Below are 16,577 nucleotides of genomic sequence, written 5' to 3'. Positions count from 1 at the left end.
GCGGCGGCCCGCGCGATGACCGTCGTGACGACCCCCGCGGTGGCCGCCGCGACGACCGCCAGGACAGCGCGGCGCAGGACGACCAACGCTTCAGCACCCGCACCGGCATCCGCACCTACAACGTGCCCGCCGAGCGCACCCCCATCCCGGTCAAGCGCCCGCTGCCGGCCCCCGGCGGCGAGCGCCGCCCCGACCGAGGTGAACGCCCTGACCGGGGTGAGCGCCCCGCCCGCACCGAAGGTGCCCCGCGCACTGAGGGTGGCATCGAAACCGTGCGCCTGAACAAGCGCATGGCCGAACTGCGCCTGTGCTCGCGCCGCGAGGCCGACGACTGGGTCGAAAAAGGCTGGGTGCGGGTGAACGGCGAAGTGGCCGAGATGGGCCAGCAGGTCAAGCACAGCGACCGCATCGAGATCGCCCCCGAGGCCCTGGGCCAGCAAGAGCAGCAGGTGACCATCCTGCTGCACAAGCCCATGGGCTACGTGAGCGGCCAGGCTGAAGACGGGCACGAGCCCGCCGTGGTGCTGGTGCAGGCGGCCAACCACTGGCATGGCGACACGGCCCGCACCCGCTTCAACCACTCGCAATTGCGCGGGCTGGCGCCGGCCGGGCGGCTCGACATCGATTCGGTCGGCCTGCTGGTGCTGACCCAGGACGGGCGTGTGGCCCGCCAACTGATCGGCGAAGACTCGGACACCGAGAAGGAATACCTGGTGCGCGTCACCTATGCCGCCGTCACCGGCGATGTGGCCCTCAATGTGCAGGCCGCCTTTCCGACCGAAAAGCTCGATCTGCTGCGCCACGGCCTGAGCCTGGACGGCGAGGCCCTGCGCCCGGCCCAGGTGGACTGGCAAAACCCCGAACAGTTGCGTTTTGTGCTGAAAGAAGGCAAAAAACGGCAGATCCGACGCATGTGCGAGCAGGTGGGCCTGAAGGTGGTGGGGCTGAAGCGCATCCGCATCGGCCGCGTGGTGCTGGGCCAACTGCCGGTGGGGCAGTGGCGCTACCTGGCCCCGGGCGAGCAGTTCTGACGCCACAACCCCCGCCCGCCAGGCGGGCGGCGGGCGCATTTTTTGCGCCAGCGCACCGAATCGCTAAATACAGTCTGTAACATGTGGCCTTGACCCGAATCGGGTCCTGAACGATCTGCCGGAGATGCCGATGAGCTCGAACAAATACCGACTTGTGACCCGCAGCGACTTTGACGGCCTGGTGTGCGCCGTGCTGCTCAACGAACTGGATCTGATCGACGAGATCACCTTTGTCCACCCCAAGGACATGCAGGATGGCAAGGTGGCCATCAGCGCGCGCGACATCACCACCAACCTGCCTTATGTGCCCGGCGCCTACCTGGTGTTTGACCACCACGAGTCGGAAACCGTGCGCAACACCGGCGAGCGCGCCAACCACATCATCGAGGCCCATGCCCCTTCGGCGGCCCGCGTGGTCTACAACCACTACGGCGGCAAGGCGGCTTTCCCGCGCATCACCGACGAGATGATGGCCGCCGTCGACCAGGCCGACTCGGCCCAGTACTCGCGCGACGACATCCTCGACCCTCAGGGCTGGGTGCTGCTGAACTACCTGATGGACTCGCGCACCGGCCTGGGCCGCTTCCGCGAGTTCCGCATCAGCAACTACACGCTGATGATGGACCTGATCAAGTACTGCCGCGACCACACCATCGAGCAGATCCTGCAACTGCCCGACGTGCAGGAGCGCGTCACCCTGTACTTTGACCACGCCGCCCGCGCCAAGGAACAGATCCTGCGCTGCGCCACCCAGATCGACAACCTGGTGGTGCTGGACCTGCGCCAGGAGGAAACCATCTGGGCGGTGAACCGCTTCATGATCTACGCGCTGTTCCCCACCGCCAACATCTCCATCCACGTGATGTGGGGCCTGCAGAAGCAGAACACCGTGCTGGCCACCGGCAAGTCCATCCTCGACCGCAGCAGCAAGACCCATGTGGGCAACCTGATGCTCGAGTACGGTGGCGGCGGCCACAATGCGGCCGGCACCTGCCAGATCGCCAACGACCGCGCCGACGAGGTGCTCAAGACCCTGGTGCAACGCATCAACGCCGACGGCTGATCCCAGCCTGACGCCAGCCGATCGATCGATCCTGGCGCCCCTGGCGCCTGGGCGCCGTTTTGGGGCGGTCGACGCATGCCTGACATCCTTACCCTTACCCTGAACCCCGCGCTCGATGTGCTCAGTGCCATCGACCGGGTCGAACCCACCCACAAGCTGCGCTGCAGTGAGGCCGTGATGCACCCCGGGGGCGGCGGCATCAACGTGGCTCGGGTGCTGCACCGCCTGGGCGCCGACAGCCTCGCCCTGTACACCCAGGGCGGCGTCACCGGCCACGAACTGGCCACCCTGCTGGCCCAGGAGGGCGTGCCCGCCTTTGGCCTGCCGATTGGCGCCGAAACCCGCGAAAGCTTCTCGGTGCACGAAAACAGCACCGGTCTGGACTACCGCTTTGTGCTGCCCGGCCCCCGCCTGCAGCCCACCGAGGTCGAGCAAGCCTTGCAAAGCGTGGCACGCCACGGTGCCGCGGCGCGCTACTGGGTACTGAGCGGCAGCCTGCCGCCCGGCGTGCCCGACGATCTGTACGCCCGCCTGGCGGCCCAGGCCCGTGCACTGGGGGCCCGGCTGGTGCTGGATTCGTCCGGCCCGGCTCTGCGCGCCGCGCTCAGCGCCGGGGTGTTTCTGTTCAAGCCCAGTCTGCGCGAGCTGGCTGAGCTGGTCGGGCAGGCCCTGCCCGGCGAGGCCGAGCAGTTGCACGCGGCCCGCCAGCTCATGGCCGCCGGTCAGGCCCAGGCCGTGGCCCTGACCCTGGGCGAGCAGGGCGCCCTGCTGATCACCCCTGAGCAAGCCTGGCGCGCCCCGCCGCTGACGGTGGCGGTGGCCAGCACCATCGGGGCTGGCGACAGCTTTGTAGGCGGCCTGGTGGCCTCGCTGGCCCGTCAGGCCCATCCGCCTCATCAGGCCCACCAGACCGATCTGGTTGACTGGCCCGCAGCCCTGGCCATGGCCATGGCCACCAGTGCCGCGGCCCTGCTGCACCCGGGCACCGCCCTGTGCCAGCCCGACGATGTGCGGCAACTGTTGCCCCTGGTGCAGCTGCAAGCCCTTTGATCGGCGCTTTTCTGCCCCCCGCCGTGCGATCTGGTCACCCCTTTGGGCCCAGGTTTGCCGCTGGCTCTTGAAAGCCGGCGCAACGCCCATAATTCACGCCTGCTGGGGTGGCCTGCCCACCCCCGAAGATCTTCACTGCAACAGTCCACCCTAGAAACACCATGAGCAAACAGACCCTGTCATTCCAGGCCGAAGTGGCCCAACTGCTGCACCTCGTCACGCACTCGCTGTACTCCAACCCCGAGATCTTTCTGCGTGAGCTGATCTCCAACGCCAGCGACGCCTGCGACAAGCTCCGCTTCGAGGCCCTGAACAACAGCGCCCTGTTCGAAGACGCGCCCAACCTCGAAGTGCGCGTGGCCTTCGACAAGAGCGCCCGCACCATCACCATCACCGACAACGGCATCGGCCTGTCGCAGCAAGAGGCCATCGACAACCTGGGCACCATCGCCAAGAGCGGCACCAAGGACTTCGTCAGCAAGCTCAGCGGCGACCAGAAGGCCGACGCCCAGCTCATCGGCCAGTTCGGCGTGGGCTTCTACTCGGGCTTCATCGTGGCCGACAAAATCACCGTCGAGTCGCGCCGTGCTGGCCTGCCGGCCGCAGACGGTGTGCGCTGGATCAGCGGCGGCACCGGTGACTTTGAGGTCGAAGCCATCAATCGCGCCCAGCGCGGCACCAGCATCACCCTGCACCTGCGCGAAGACGCCGAGGAATACCTCAACCTCTGGAAGCTCAAGTCGGTCATCAACAAGTACTCCGACCACATCAGCCTGCCCATCCTGATGGAAAAGGAAGAGTGGAAAGACGGCGAGAACGATCAGCCCGGCGCCATGGTGCCCACCGGCGAGTGGGAGGCCGTGAACAAGGCCAGCGCCCTGTGGACGCGCAACAAGAAAGACATCAGCACCGAGCAGTACAACGAGTTCTACAAGGCCATCAGCCACGACTTTGAAGACCCGCTGACCTGGTCGCACAACCGGGTGGAAGGCAACACCGAGTACACCCAGCTGCTGTACATCCCGGCCAAGGCCCCCATGGACCTGTGGAACCGCGACAAGAAGGCCGGCGTCAAGCTGTACGTGAAACGCGTCTTCATCATGGACGACGCCGAAGCCCTGATGCCCACCTACCTGCGCTTTGTGAAGGGCATCATCGACTCGGCCAACCTGCCGCTGAACGTGAGCCGCGAGCTGCTGCAGGAAAGCCGCGACGTGCGTGCCATCCGCGAAGGCTCGACCAAGCGCGTGCTGAGCATGCTCGAAGACCTGGCCAAGCACGACAAGCACGACGCCACCCCCGGTGCCGACGGTGTGACTGACGTGGTCGATGCCGACGACCAGGCCAAAGAGGGCAAGTACAGCCGCTTCTACGCCGAGTTTGGCGCCGTGCTGAAAGAAGGCCTGGGCGAAGACTTCGGCAACACCCAGCGCCTGGCCAAGCTGCTGCGCTACGCCAGCACCCAGAGCGACACCGTCAGCGTGAGCCTGGCCGACTACAAGGCCCGCATGAAGGAAGGCCAAGAGGCCATCTACTACATCACCGCCGACAACCTGGCCGCCGCCAAGAGCAGCCCGCAGCTCGAAGTGTTCAAGAAAAAGGGCATCGAAGTGCTGCTGATGACCGACCGCGTGGACGAGTGGTCGCTCAACTACCTGCACGACTTTGACGGCACCCCGCTGCAAAGCGTGGCCAAGGGCGCGGTCGACCTGGGCACGCTGCAGGACGAAGCCGAAAAGAAGGCCGCCGAAGAGGCCGCCGAAGCCTTCAAGCCCCTGCTCGCCAAGCTCAAGGAAGCCCTGAAAGACAAGGCCGAAGACGTGCGCGTGACCACCCGCCTGGTCGATTCGCCAGCCTGCCTGGTGGTGCAAGACGGCGGCATGAGCACCCAGCTGGCCCGCATGCTCAAGCAAGCCGGCCAGAGCGCCCCCGAGGCCAAGCCCGTGCTCGAAGTCAACGCCGAACACCCCCTGGTCAAGAAGCTCGACGGCAGCGTGCACTTCAACGACCTGGCCCACATCCTGTTCGACCAGGCCCTGCTGGCCGAAGGCGGCCTGCCGGACGACCCGGCGGCGTATGTGAAGCGGGTGAATGCCCTGCTGGCCTGATCGGACGGCTTGATTTTTTTCCGATCTGCCTGCAACGAGAAGCCGGGGCCCTGACGGGCCCCGGCTTTTTTTGTTTGACTGCCGGCCTGTAGGGGCCGTCAGGGGGCGGCTGCAGCCCGTTCCAGCTTCATGGCGGTCGACTCGACCCAACCCCTGACCACTTTTTCCATCTCTGGCAGGTCGCTCATGACACCGCCGCTGGCCCGGCTCTTCAAGGCCCGGGCAAGGCAATAGGCCTGAATCCAGTCCAGGTCTTCGCCTGCAGACGACACCTCGTGCAGCCGCCAGACGGGGCGCTTCGATCGAGCGTCTCTGGCGCTGCCGTCGAAGCTCACCAGACCATAGGCCGCCATCCTGGAAAGCGTGCGGGACACATTGGGCAACTCCCGCCCAAGCGCTGCGGCCAGGTCTGACACCGTCGAAACCTGGCCCCCTTGGATCAGCTGAATCATCTCGTGGTTGTCGGAAATCAGGCGGATCACGGCGATCAGATCATCGATGACGCTGGGCGGGGCCAACGGCTGGCTGGCTTTGTCTTGCTCGGCAATTTCCCGCGAAGCGCCCGCGAGAAATTGCTTTTGAAGGCGGTTTCTTGTGCTTGTGGGCTTGCTTGGCAGTGGGTTGGGTCCACGTCCCGACAGAAATGCCAGCACGGAGCTGTCTGGCGTGCTGGAGGTCTTTGCGCTCATGAGAATCTCCTTTCTTGACGGGGTCTTCACAGGCGCCATGCCCGCTTTTGTTCCGAGTCCAGGGCACCTTGCATGCGAAGGAAATCTGCTTCTGACAGGCGGCTTTGCATCAATGCTTCTTCTTGGGGCATCTCCAGGCCCAACTCGCTGAGAACCTGCTCCAGGCAATCCACGCAATCCAGCCAGAAGGCCTGCGGCGTTCGGGGTGCCTGCACCAACTGAACGCCGGGACCGGCCACGGGCCACTCTTGGTCGTCAATGATTTTGATTTGCTTCCAATCAGGGGTGTGTCGGTGGGCCCGATGCTTGGATGATTGAGCGTTGATGTTGATTTGCTCCCTGACATGTTTGTCGTCGCTGTTGTCGATGCCTGCCATTCTGTGCCCGCGCAACTTCGGCGGTATGCCCGGGGCCAGCACGGCCCAGGCATAGCCATACCCTTCCGGGCAGGCCTGCGACATCGCTGTGGTCTTTGAGGGGGCGGCGTGGAGGGTCAGCACAGCCCAACATCTGCCAGGAAGCGCATACACCCCCACCAGCGCTTTCAGCGCTTGCGCACTGCTGGCGTCCCATGGCATCTTGGCAGTGTCCTGATGGTTGTCAAGTGGGTGATAAGCTTTTGCCTCAACCCGCTCGCGCCGCAGCCTCCTCCATGCGGCGCAGCAGGCGCGCCGCCAGGGCGTTCAGCCCGCCGCCACGGGTGAACTCCAGTGCCGGCACCTCGACCCCCAGTGCGGTGGTCACGCGCAGGTTCAGCTCCACGGCCATCAGAGAGTCCATGCCCAGTTCGGGCAGCGGCGTCTGCCGGTCCACCGACTCGGCCGGGATGCCCATCACCGAGGCGATGTGCCCGGCCAGCAGCTCGCTCAAGGCCTCCGCACGGGCCTCGGGCGGCAGGGCGGCCAGCTGGGCCATGACCTCGTTGCCGGCCCGGCTGCCGGCCCGCGCCGTGCTGACCAGATCGGCAAAGCGCCGCACCGAGGCCGAGGCGGCATGGGCCCGGCCCCAGCTGTCCCAGTTGATCTCGCAGATCACGGCCTGGGTGGCCTGCAGCGCCAGGGCCGCGTCCAGGTAGTCGCAGGCCCGCGCCATCGGCGTGGTCTGGAAGCCCATCAGCGCCAGGTAGCGCGCCACCTCGTCCGAGGCCTCGGCCATGCCGCCGCCGCTCAAGGCGCCCCAGTTCACGGCCGTGGCGGCCAGGCCCAGCGAGTGGCGGTAGGCGGCCAGGGCGTCCAGCGCGGCATTGGCGGCGGCGTATGCCGTCTGGGGTACGGTGCCCGTGATGGCCGCCACCGACGAGAACAGCACGAAGTGGTCCACCGTGATGCCGGCCTGCAGCAGCCCCCGGTGCAGGTTGAAGGCGCCCTGGGCCTTGGGCGCCAGCACGGCCCGCAGCGCCTGTTCGCTCAAGGCGCTGAAAGGCCCGTCCTGCACCACCCCGGCGGTGTGGAACACGCCCCGCAGCGGTGGCTGGCTGGCCTGCAGGGATTGCAGCAGCGCCAGCACCTCATCGGGGTGGGTGATGTCGAGCTGCCGGCTGATCACCTCCACCCCCTGGGCCTGCAAGGCCGCCACGGCCTGGGTTTGTGCGGGCAGCGTGGCACCGCTGCGCCCCACCAGCACCAGGTGGCGTGCCCCGCGGGCAGCCAGCCAGTGGGCGGTGGCCAGGCCAAAGGCGCCAAAGCCCCCGGTGATCAGGTAGCTGGCCTGGGCTTCGATGCGGGTGTGCGGCAGGGCGGGGCGCACCAGGGCGGTCGCGTCGTCAAAGCCCAGCAGCACCCGCCCCACATGCGCCGAGCGCTGCACCTTCTCAAAGGCTTCGGCCATGCGCGACACCGGGATCAGCTCGCCCGGCAGCGGGCGGTAGTGGCCTGCCGCCAGTTGCCCGAACACCTCGGCCTGCAACTGCTGCACCAGCGCGGGCCGGAAGGCCGACATGCGATCGATGTCGATGGCCTGAAAGCTCAGGTTTTTCTCGAACGCGGCCAGGGCCAGCGGCCGGTTGGTGAAGATGTCGAGCTTGCCCACCTCGACCACCCGGCCAAACTCGGCCGCCACCGCCAGGTTGGCACCCAGGATCTCGCCCGGGGCCGAGCTGATCACCACATCGGCGCCGCGTCCGGCGGTCAAGGCCCGCACCTGATCGACAAAGTTGAGCGAGCGTGAATCGAGGGTGTGCTCGGCGCCCATCTGCCTTGCCACCGCCTGCCGCTCGGGCGTGCTGGCGGTGGCGATCACGGTGGCGCCTGCGGCCCGTGCTGCCTGGATGGCCGCCATGCCCACGCCACCGGCGCCCCCGTGCACCAGCACCACCTCGCCGGGCTGCACCCGCGCCGCGTGCACCACGCTGTAATGCGCCGTGAGAAAAGGCACCATGGCCCCCAGCTCAGCGTGGGGCGTGCTGGCCGGCACGGCGAGGAAAAAGCCATGGTCCAGGGCCGTGGTGACATAGCGCTGCGCCATGCCGCGGGTGCCGAACACCACCGTGTCGCCCACCTGCAGCCGCACTACTCCGTCGCTCACCCCATCCGCCACCCCAGCCCCCACCCGGGTCACCACGCCCACCCCGCTCATGCCGATGTTCATGCCGAAATACGTGCCGCCCAGCTCTTTCTCGCTCAGCAGGCCGATCACCTTCATGGCGTCTTTGTAGTTGAGCTCCAGGGCTTCCAGGCGCAGCTCCACCTCGCCCGCCTCGGGGGCGCGGCGGGGCGCTTCGCGCAGGGCCAGGTCGGCCAGCAGCCGCGTGCCAGGCAGCTCGATGGCAAAGTTGGTCTCGGGGTCCGGCAGCCGCCGGCCCTGCTCATAGCCGGCCCGTCGTTGGGCCAGGGTGCGCTGCAGCTGCGGGGCCAGGGCCCGGCCGCCGTGCAACTTCAGTTCGTCGATCTCGGTGCTGCCCTGGGTCATGGTGTGCCAGGCTGTCAGCACGTCGGCGGGGGTGGCTTGTCGGTCCACGTCCAGCCAGCGCCAGCGCAGGGCTGAGTTCTCGTTGCGCAGCGTGCGGCGCGCGCCGACCAGGGGCGCCAGGCTGAGCCCGGGCGGCGCGGCGTCGGGGGCTGAGGGCGTCGCTGGGGCGTTGGCGCCCATGGCGCCCATGCCTGCGTTTTGTGTCAGCACCAGCCCTTGCACCAGCGGCAGGTGCACCAGGGTTTCTTCGAGTTCGGCCAGCACCTCTTGCACGGCGGTGGCCACCCCGGCCAGCGCGGCCGGGCCGGCCATGGCCCGGCTCAGGTCAAAGCCGTCGGTGGGGCTGCCCGCCGCGGGCGCGGCGCCGGCGGCCGTGGTGGCGCAGATCACCACGGTCACCGCGCCTGAGGCTTCGGCCAGCATGCCGCGCAGCCGGGGCGCCACCGCCTCGGCAATGGCCCCGGGCTCGCAGCCCTGGGCCGTCACCGAGCGGTTGGCCGGGTGGGTGGCCTCCAGGGCGCGCACCCAGCTGCGGCTGTCCGGGCCCAGGCCGACGATGAACAGGGGCGGGGTTGTTGCTGTGACGGCCGTCGCTGTTGCGGCTTCGGCGCTGAGGTCCGCCGTGGGCGGCTGTGCCGGCGCTTCATCCGCTGGGACAGCAGGCGGCCCATCAAGCGGTACATCAAGCGGGGTGTCCACCCATTCGTACCAGTGCGGCTGCAGCTCGTCGAGCAGGGGCTGGCGCGGCGTGATGGGGCGAAACTGCACGCGGGCCAGTTCCATCACGCAGCGGCCGTCGGGGGTTGACAGCGTGATGTGGGCCACCAGATCGGCCTCGTGCGCCTCGGGGGCCACCCGGGTCACGCTGACCCGCAACTGTTCGGGCAGGGGCCCGAACTGGCGCACCGCCTGCACGGCGGCGGGCACCAGAGGGCCGCTCGCGGTGGCGGCCCCGGCCTCGGCTGACGATGCCGCGGCGCTGGCCCAGGCGGCCATGCACTGCAGGGCGCAGTCGAGCACGGCCGGGTGGGCCTGGTGGCGCTGCTGGCTGAGGCGTCCGTCCACCCAGGCCTCCACCCGGTCGCCGCTCACCGTGGCCCGCTGGATGCGTTGAAACTGCGGGCCGTAGCTCAGCCCGGCCGCCTTGAGCTGTTCATACAGTCGGGGGCCATCGATGGGGTGGGTGTTGTCTTCGGCGTCGGGGGCCGGGTTGGGGGGCAGGTCTGGGGCCTTGGCCGGCGGCGGGTTGACCTGGGCGTCCACGATGCGGCCTCGGGCGTGCACCACCCAGTCGCTGTCGTCGTTCAGGCGGCTGCGCACCGTGAAGCGGCGGGTGTCCTCGTCGACCGACAGGCGCAGCACCGGCGCCTCGTGCTCGCCCACGATCAGGGGCGACACAAACACCACGTCTTGCAGCGCCGGGTGCTCGCGCCCCGTGATGGCCACCGCCGCGGCCAGGGCCGCGTCCAGGTAGGCGGCGCCGGGCAGCAGCACCATGCCGGCCACCACGTGCTCGTGCAGCCAGGGCAGGGCGCCCACGCTGATGTCGCACTCCCATTCGGGCTGGCTGGCCCGGGTGCGCAGGCCTGGCAGCACGGGGGCGCCTTCGTCGCCCAGGCGGTCGCGCCGCAGGTCAGGCACTTCGGCCCACAAGGGCACGCGCTGAAACCGATGCACCGGCAGATCGCGGTGCGGCACCGGGCCCAGCAGCCCGCCGGGTGGGGCGGCATCGCTGAGCAGGCCCAGCGCATACAGCTCGGCCAGGGTGGCGCGCAGGCTGGCGTCGTCAGGCTGCTGGCGCACCAGGGTGGGCACGCTGGCGCCGGGCTCGCCGCGCCGGCTCAGAATTTCGCGGATGCTGCCCGACAGCACCGCATGCGGCCCCAGCTCCAGAAAACCGCGGTAGCCGTCGTTGACCAGCGCGTCGAGAGCCGCGGCAAAGCGCACGGGTTGGCGCACGTTGGCGGCCCAGTAGTCGGCATCCCACAGCTCGGGGGCGGTCTCGGTGCTCACCCGTTGGCCGCTCACGGTGGAGTACAGCGGCCGCTGGGGGGCCTGCGGATTCAGCCGGGCCAGGGCATCGCGCAAGGCCGGCAATATCGGATCCATCAGGTGGCTGTGATAAGGCACCTCGACCTGCAGCAGGCGGTTGAACACACCCGCCTGCTCCCACTCGGCGGCCAGTTGCTGCAGGGGTTCGGTGGCGCCGGCCAGCGTCACGCCGGTGGGGCTGTTGACGGCGGCGATCTCCACCCCCTGCAGGTGGGTGATGCGGGCCTGCACGGCGGCCTCGGGCAAGCCCACGGCCAGCATGCTGCCCGTGCCTGCCTGCTGGGCCTGCAGGCGTGCCCGGTGGTATGACACGGTGACCGCCTCGCGCAGGCTGAGCATGCCCGACAGGTAGGCCGCGCTCACTTCACCCACACTGTGGCCCACCAGGGCCGCCGGGCGGATGCCCAGCGCGGCCAGTTCGGCCGCCAGGCCCACCTGCACCAGAAAATTGCCGGTCTGCGCCACCCGCGTGCTGCCCACCCTGGATTGCGCCTCGTCGCGCAGCAGCTCATCGATCAGCGACCAGCCCGCCAGCGGTCGAAAGATCGCATCGATCTCGCGGGCCACCTGGGCAAACGGCCCCTCAGAGGTCAGCAGCTGGCGCGCCATGCCCCACCACTGCGGGCCCATGCCACTGAGCACAAACACCAGCTCGGGCTGCGCGCCCTGCTGCGGCAGCACCCGTTGCGGAGCCTTGCCGCGGCCCAGGCCCAGTTCGCGCAGGCGCTCCAGCAGCTCGTCGCGATCGGCGTAGGGCACGGCAAAGCGGCAGGGCTGGTGTTGCCGCCGTGTCCACAGCGCGTCCACCCAGGCATCCACCTCGTCGGTGCTGCTCAGGGCCGCCACCGATTCGGCCAGCGCCTGGGCATAGGCCCGGGCCCCGGCCTCGTTGCGGCCCGACACGGGGCAGAGGCGGGCCAGGGGGGATCGTGCCCGGCGTGGCGCTTGCGCCAACGCCGTGGGGGCGGTGGCGGCCGTGGCGACGGCGTCGGGCGCGCCCACCAGCACCGCGTGGGCGTTGGTGCCGCCATAGCCAAAGCCGTTCACCGATGCCGCCGGCTGCGCGTAGCCGGCCGGAAACGGCTCGGCCTGGCGCGGCACCTGCAGGCGGTAGTCCTCAAAGGGGATGGCAGGGTTGAGTTCGTTCAGCCCGGCCTGGGGCGCCACCGTGCGGTGGTGCAGGGTGAGCGCCGCCTTGATCACGCTGGCCACGCCCGCGGCCGCCTCGGTGTGCCCGATGGACGACTTGATCGAGCCCACGCGCAGTGGCACCTGGCGCCCCTCCACCGCGCCCAGCATGCGGCCGATGGCCGCCATCTCGATCGGGTCGCCCACCGAGGTGCCGGTGCCATGCGCCTCGACATAGCCGATCTCGGCCGGTGCCAGGCCGGCCCGCGCGGTGACCTGGGCGATCAGTTCGGCCTGGGCCTGCTCGCTGGGCACCGTGATGCCGGGGGTGCGACCGTCCTGGTTGCAGCCCGTGGCCCGCACCACCGCGTAGATGCGGTCGCCATCGGCCAGGGCGGCTTGCAGCGGGCGCAGCACCACCATGGCCGCACCTTCGCCGCGGGCGTAGCCGTCGGCGGCCTTGTCAAAGGTCTTGCAGCGCCCGTCGGGGGCCAGAAAGTGGCCCTTGCACATCGAGATGAAGGTCTCGGGCCGCAGCATGGCATTGACGCCTCCCACCAGGGCCATCTCGATCTCGTCGCGCTGCAGCGCCGCCACGGCCTGGTGCAGGGCCACCAGCGACGACGAGCAGGCCGTGTCCAGCGTCATGCTGGGCCCGCGCAGGTCGAAGGCAAACGACAGGCGGTTGGACAGCATGGTGTAGCTGCTGCTGGTCGGGGTGTGCATCGAGATGGCGCGGCGCGTGGCCTCGTTGTGTCGCGCCGCCATGTTGTCGGCCGTGAACCCGCCCACATACACCCCCACCGCCCGCCCGGCCACCCGGCTGGCGTGGCCCGCGTCGTCGAGCGCCTCTTGGGTCACCTCCAGCAGCAGGCGTTGCTGCGGGTCCATGATGGCCGCCTCACGCGGCGAGATGCCAAAGAACTCGGGGTCGAACTCTTCGAGCGAGGCCTGCAGAAAGCCACCGCGCCGGGTGTACAGGCGCCCGGGCACCTCAGGGTCGGGGTCGTAGAAGCGCTCCTGGTTCCAGCGCTCGGGCGGGATGTCGACCATGCCGTCGCCCTGGCTGAGCAGCAGGTTCCACAGGTCTGCCGGGCTGCGCACGCCCCCGGGCAGGTGGCAACCGATTCCGACAATCGCGATCTCATGCATGAAGAACTCCCTTGGTGTGAAAACAAAGCAAAAGGCAAAAGAAACCCCGCCCAGCGGCGGGGGCCGCAGGGTGTACAGAAGAGGGGGGTGAGGGAAGACGGGGCGGGGTCACCCGCCAGGCGTCAGCCCGGCGGCACCGCGCGCCGTGGCGCCACCGGTGGCCCGGAGGGTGCCCCTGGCTGCGGCATCGACAGGCTGCTGAAATTGACATGAGTCAACGATTTGCCTGCATTGGCGCGCATCAGGTGGTCAATGGATGTCATCGTTTCACTCTAATGGCCGGCCTGCCGAAACCCGGAGGCCTGGCCCGCCAGTCATCGACTGGGCCAGCCCGGCCAACCGATGGCTGGCTGGGCTCGCTCGCGACTGACCGCTGAGGGGGCTGCACCCAGCCGCTCATGCGCCCCCCCAACCCCGCCGGTGATCGACGCCCACGCCGCCCGGCCCGGTGTGCGCCAACGGCCGCTCGATACTGCCGCAGCATCCCCCTTAGCCCTGCCACTCACCATGCTCCCCACTCCCTCAGACCTGTGCATCTCCGAGCTCGACCTGAGCGCCCCCGAGCGCCTGGCCGTCTATGAAAAAGCCCTGTACCAGGCCTTTCGCAAGCACCCCCCGGGCACCTTCGACACCCTGTGGGCCTTCGATCCCGAACCGCAGCGCGCCCGCATCCTGGTGCCTTATGCCGGCCAGCGCATCGTGGTGGCCGAGGTGGCGGGCGAGCTGATCGGCGCCGTGGCCCTCAACTTCGACATGGGCGTGACCCTGCAGCTTGAGCGCTATGGTTTTTCGGTGCCCAAGGAGCAGGGCCAGACAGCCGAGGGCCTGGTGCTGTTTTCGTCGCGCATCATGGTCGGCCGCCGCTTTGTGCTGCCCGCCCTCATCGAGGCGACAGAGCCCCTGTTGCGCGCCAGCGGCATCCGCCTGCTGTGGGCCAGCTGCGACAAAAAGCACCTGCTGGGCTACCTGCAACTGGGCTTTCGCAGCATCGACAAAGTGCAGTTCAACCAGCAGCCCGAGTTTCTGCTGCAGCGCTCCATCGTGGCTTGATGGGGGCATGGCCTACGGCAGGGGCCGGCGCCACATGGCCGTCACCACCGGGCAGCCCGGCACCGGCACATAAGTTTCAAGGGCCTCAAAACCCAGGCGGCTGTACAGCCCCAGGTTGCGCGGGTGCGTGTTCTCCAGAAACACCGGCAGCCCCTGTGCATCGCACTGCTGCAGCGTGTGGCTGATCAGCTGGTGCCCCAGGCCCTGCCCCTGTTGCCCGGGCAACACCCCTACCGCGAACAGGTACAGGTGCGGCCGCGCCGGTCGCCGGGCCTGCAGCGCCTGGTCTAACTGCCAGGCGCGCCAACTGTGGCGCGGGTGGGCCCGCCCCAGCAGCCTCAAGCCCAGGCCCAGCGTGGCCGCCAGCGGCAGCTGCTTGTGCCCTCCCGGCGGCAACCACAGCGCCGCGGCCTGCCCATCCCCCAACAGCGTGCAATGCCCGCGCGGCAGGTACACCTGGGCGATCAGCGCCGCAAACGTGTCGACCACCAAGGCCGCCGAGCCCATGGCCCACAGCGACACGGGGTCGTCGGCGAAGGCGCTGCCGATGATGTGGGCCAGGGCGGGCCGGTCGTCGGGGGTGGCGGGGCGGATGGGGCAGGGGGGTGGCATGGCCTGTGGCATGGGGGCAGCCGGGCGCGAGGGGAGTGCATTGGGCCCCGGCCGGTGTTTCAGATTCTTGGGGGCCAGGCCGCGCTGGCGCAGGCCCTTGGGGGGCGGTGGCTGGCCGTTGGTCGGGCTGCTAGGCCATGCTGATGCCGTGAGAGCTTGCGTGACCCCGCAAGCCGTTTGGCGCCCTTGGTGCAAAATCCGCGCACATCCAATGCAACCCAGCAGGAGTGGCCATGACCGCGATGTTGATGGTTCTGAAATTTGCCGTGGTCACCGTGCTGGTGGCCTCGCTGCTTGAGGCCGTGGTCTTGTCACTGTGGAAAGGACGGGGCCCCTACGACTGGAAGGCCGCCGGCATCTCGCTGATCGATTTTCTGGTGCGCGAGTACTTTTTGCGCTGGGCCTTGCCGCTCAGCTTCTGGTTTGGCGCCATGCAGTGGATCTGGGCGCACCGGCTCTTCACCCTGCCCATGGACCATTGGACCGGCTGGGCCGCCTGCTTCATCGGCCAAGAGTTTTGCTACTACTGGTACCACCGCTCCGCCCACCGCATCCGCTGGTTCTGGTGCACCCACGCCATTCACCATTCTTCGAACCAGCTCAACCTGTCGGCGGCCTACCGTTTTGGCTGGACAGGCAAACTCACTGGCACCCTGCTGTTCTTCATGCTCGCCCCCTGGCTGGGCATGCCCCCCAGGGTGATCCTGGTGATGCTGTCCTTGAACCTGCTCTACCAGTTCTGGATACACGCCACCTGGATCCCGCGTCTGGGCCCGCTGGAATGGATTCTGAACACCCCCTCGGCCCACCGCGTGCACCACGCTTCCAACCTGATCTACCTTGATGGCAACTATGGTGGCGTTCTGATCGTGTTTGACCGCCTGTTTGGCACCTACATTCCCGAGCAGCAGGGCGTACCGATCCGCTACGGCCTGGTCAAACCCAGCACGGGCTACAACCTGTTCAAGATCGAGTTTGAGCATTGGCTGTCGCTGTGGCGCGATGTGAAAGCCGCCCCTTCGGCCCGTGCCCTGCTGGGCTACCTGCTGCGGCCCCCGGGCTGGAGGCCGGGCGGCGCTGGGGAGACCACGGAAGAGCTTCGTCAGGCAGCCCAGGCCCAAGGCCCTGCGGCCGAACCCGCTGTGCAGGCTGTGGCCTCGCAGACTGGCAAGCCGGCGGCAGCGGCGTGAGCCGAGGCCATGGCCGCCAACTAGCGCGGAAGCCCTTCGCCATCGTTCTGCACGGCCCCACCAGCGCGGGCAAATCGAGCATCGCTGCGGCCCTGCAAGACAGTGCCCTGGTCCCCTCGTTTCATGTGAGCCTGGACGCCTTTGTCACCATGTCAAGGCGCCGCGACATGCGCAGTGCCCAAGAGCAGGCGCTGGCCTACCGCATCCACTGCGAGAACCTGCGCGCCACGCTTCGCCGCCTTGCCGACTCCGAGTTTGAAATCATCCTGGACACCGTGCTGCGCGATGAGGCCGAGCTGCAGGCCTGCCTTGACGTTTTGTCAGCCCGCCCGCTGTGCCTGGTGGGGGTCCAGGCTCCTCTGGCCACGCTGGAGCAGCGCGAGCGACTTCGTGATGACCGCGCGACGGGCATGGCGCGGGAGCAATTCGGGCATCCGGCGTTTGTTCGTGGCTACGATCTGGTGGTGGATACGTCGACGGGGTCGGCTGCGGAGCTTGCTGCCGAGATTCGGCGGCTTTTGGGATGAACCGGGCCGCCCATACAG

At 68.5% G+C, this 16,577-nt stretch carries 11 protein-coding genes; 7 read left to right on the top strand and 4 right to left on the bottom strand.

The window, feature by feature from the left end:
• The 4 genes from AC3WUT_RS27395 to htpG form a co-directional block, all read left to right on the top strand.
• Window positions 1-1,031: pseudouridine synthase (locus tag AC3WUT_RS27395; RefSeq protein ID WP_492350225.1), on the top strand; the 1,031-nt coding region annotated here is incomplete at its 5' end.
• Between the two features lie 130 nt (window positions 1,032-1,161).
• Window positions 1,162-2,094 carry an exopolyphosphatase gene (locus AC3WUT_RS27390; RefSeq protein ID WP_492350224.1) on the top strand — a complete coding sequence of 311 codons (933 nt, stop codon included), beginning with the start codon at window positions 1,162-1,164 and terminating at the stop codon, window positions 2,092-2,094.
• A 75-nt stretch (window positions 2,095-2,169) separates the two neighbouring features.
• Window positions 2,170-3,144, top strand: a complete 975-nt coding sequence (locus AC3WUT_RS27385; protein ID WP_492350223.1) for a 1-phosphofructokinase family hexose kinase — start codon at window positions 2,170-2,172, stop codon at window positions 3,142-3,144.
• A gap of 161 nt (window positions 3,145-3,305) precedes the next feature.
• Window positions 3,306-5,252 (top strand): molecular chaperone HtpG, encoded by a 1,947-nt coding sequence (gene htpG / locus AC3WUT_RS27380; RefSeq protein WP_492350222.1) that lies wholly within the window; start codon window positions 3,306-3,308, stop codon window positions 5,250-5,252.
• Window positions 5,253-5,350: 98 nt separating this feature from the next.
• Here the strand turns inward: htpG and AC3WUT_RS27375 are convergent, their stop codons facing one another.
• Genes AC3WUT_RS27375 through AC3WUT_RS27365 form a run of 3 tightly spaced genes read right to left on the bottom strand, consistent with a single transcriptional unit; the run spans window position 5,351 to window position 13,180 of the window.
• On the bottom strand, window positions 5,351-5,941 hold the full coding sequence (locus AC3WUT_RS27375; RefSeq protein WP_492350221.1) for an HVO_A0114 family putative DNA-binding protein: 591 nt from the start codon (window positions 5,939-5,941) through the stop codon (window positions 5,351-5,353).
• Window positions 5,942-5,967: 26 nt separating this feature from the next.
• Window positions 5,968-6,519 (bottom strand): hypothetical protein, encoded by a 552-nt coding sequence (locus tag AC3WUT_RS27370; RefSeq protein ID WP_492350220.1) that lies wholly within the window; start codon window positions 6,517-6,519, stop codon window positions 5,968-5,970.
• A 46-nt stretch (window positions 6,520-6,565) separates the two neighbouring features.
• Complete coding sequence (locus AC3WUT_RS27365) at window positions 6,566-13,180, bottom strand: type I polyketide synthase (RefSeq protein WP_492350219.1); 6,615 nt, start codon at window positions 13,178-13,180, stop codon at window positions 6,566-6,568.
• A 507-nt stretch (window positions 13,181-13,687) separates the two neighbouring features.
• Here AC3WUT_RS27365 and AC3WUT_RS27360 point away from each other — a divergent pair.
• The gene (locus tag AC3WUT_RS27360) at window positions 13,688-14,230 is read left to right on the top strand and encodes a GNAT family N-acetyltransferase (RefSeq protein ID WP_492350218.1); all 543 of its coding nucleotides are present in this window, start codon (window positions 13,688-13,690) and stop codon (window positions 14,228-14,230) included.
• 12 nt (window positions 14,231-14,242) lie between these two features.
• On the opposite strand, the gene AC3WUT_RS27355 is transcribed toward AC3WUT_RS27360, so the two are convergent.
• Window positions 14,243-14,842: a GNAT family N-acetyltransferase gene (locus AC3WUT_RS27355; protein WP_492350217.1), complete on the bottom strand. Its 600-nt coding sequence runs from the start codon at window positions 14,840-14,842 to the stop codon at window positions 14,243-14,245.
• A 233-nt stretch (window positions 14,843-15,075) separates the two neighbouring features.
• Here AC3WUT_RS27355 and AC3WUT_RS27350 point away from each other — a divergent pair, with 233 nt between their 5' ends.
• Both AC3WUT_RS27350 and AC3WUT_RS27345 read left to right on the top strand, forming a co-directional pair.
• Window positions 15,076-16,032, top strand: a complete 957-nt coding sequence (locus tag AC3WUT_RS27350) for a sterol desaturase family protein (protein ID WP_492350216.1) — start codon at window positions 15,076-15,078, stop codon at window positions 16,030-16,032.
• On the top strand, window positions 16,029-16,559 hold the full coding sequence (locus tag AC3WUT_RS27345) for a phosphotransferase-like protein (RefSeq protein ID WP_492350215.1): 531 nt from the start codon (window positions 16,029-16,031) through the stop codon (window positions 16,557-16,559). Before AC3WUT_RS27350 ends, AC3WUT_RS27345 begins: the two co-directional genes overlap by 4 nt.
• Window positions 16,560-16,577: the final 18 nt, after the last annotated feature.

The sequence above is a fragment of the Curvibacter sp. EU05-FHT14A10 genome (assembly GCF_058791075.1).
The sequence above is the reverse complement of the archived record's forward strand: the minus strand, read 5'-3'. Positions and strand labels throughout refer to the sequence as shown.

Excerpts from the sequence above, each read along its gene's own strand:
- AC3WUT_RS27370 (WP_492350220.1), bottom strand. The coding sequence starts at position 6,519 with ATGCCATGGGACGCCAGCAGTGCGCAAGCGCTGAAAGCGCTGGTGGGG.
- AC3WUT_RS27385 (WP_492350223.1), top strand. The coding sequence starts at position 2,170 with ATGCCTGACATCCTTACCCTTACCCTGAACCCCGCGCTCGATGTGCTC.
- AC3WUT_RS27375 (WP_492350221.1), bottom strand. The coding sequence starts at position 5,941 with ATGAGCGCAAAGACCTCCAGCACGCCAGACAGCTCCGTGCTGGCATTT.
- AC3WUT_RS27365 (WP_492350219.1), bottom strand. The coding sequence starts at position 13,180 with ATGCATGAGATCGCGATTGTCGGAATCGGTTGCCACCTGCCCGGGGGC.
- AC3WUT_RS27390 (WP_492350224.1), top strand. The coding sequence starts at position 1,162 with ATGAGCTCGAACAAATACCGACTTGTGACCCGCAGCGACTTTGACGGC.
- AC3WUT_RS27360 (WP_492350218.1), top strand. The coding sequence starts at position 13,688 with ATGCTCCCCACTCCCTCAGACCTGTGCATCTCCGAGCTCGACCTGAGC.
- htpG (WP_492350222.1), top strand. The coding sequence starts at position 3,306 with ATGAGCAAACAGACCCTGTCATTCCAGGCCGAAGTGGCCCAACTGCTG.
- AC3WUT_RS27355 (WP_492350217.1), bottom strand. The coding sequence starts at position 14,842 with ATGCCACCCCCCTGCCCCATCCGCCCCGCCACCCCCGACGACCGGCCC.
- AC3WUT_RS27350 (WP_492350216.1), top strand. The coding sequence starts at position 15,076 with ATGACCGCGATGTTGATGGTTCTGAAATTTGCCGTGGTCACCGTGCTG.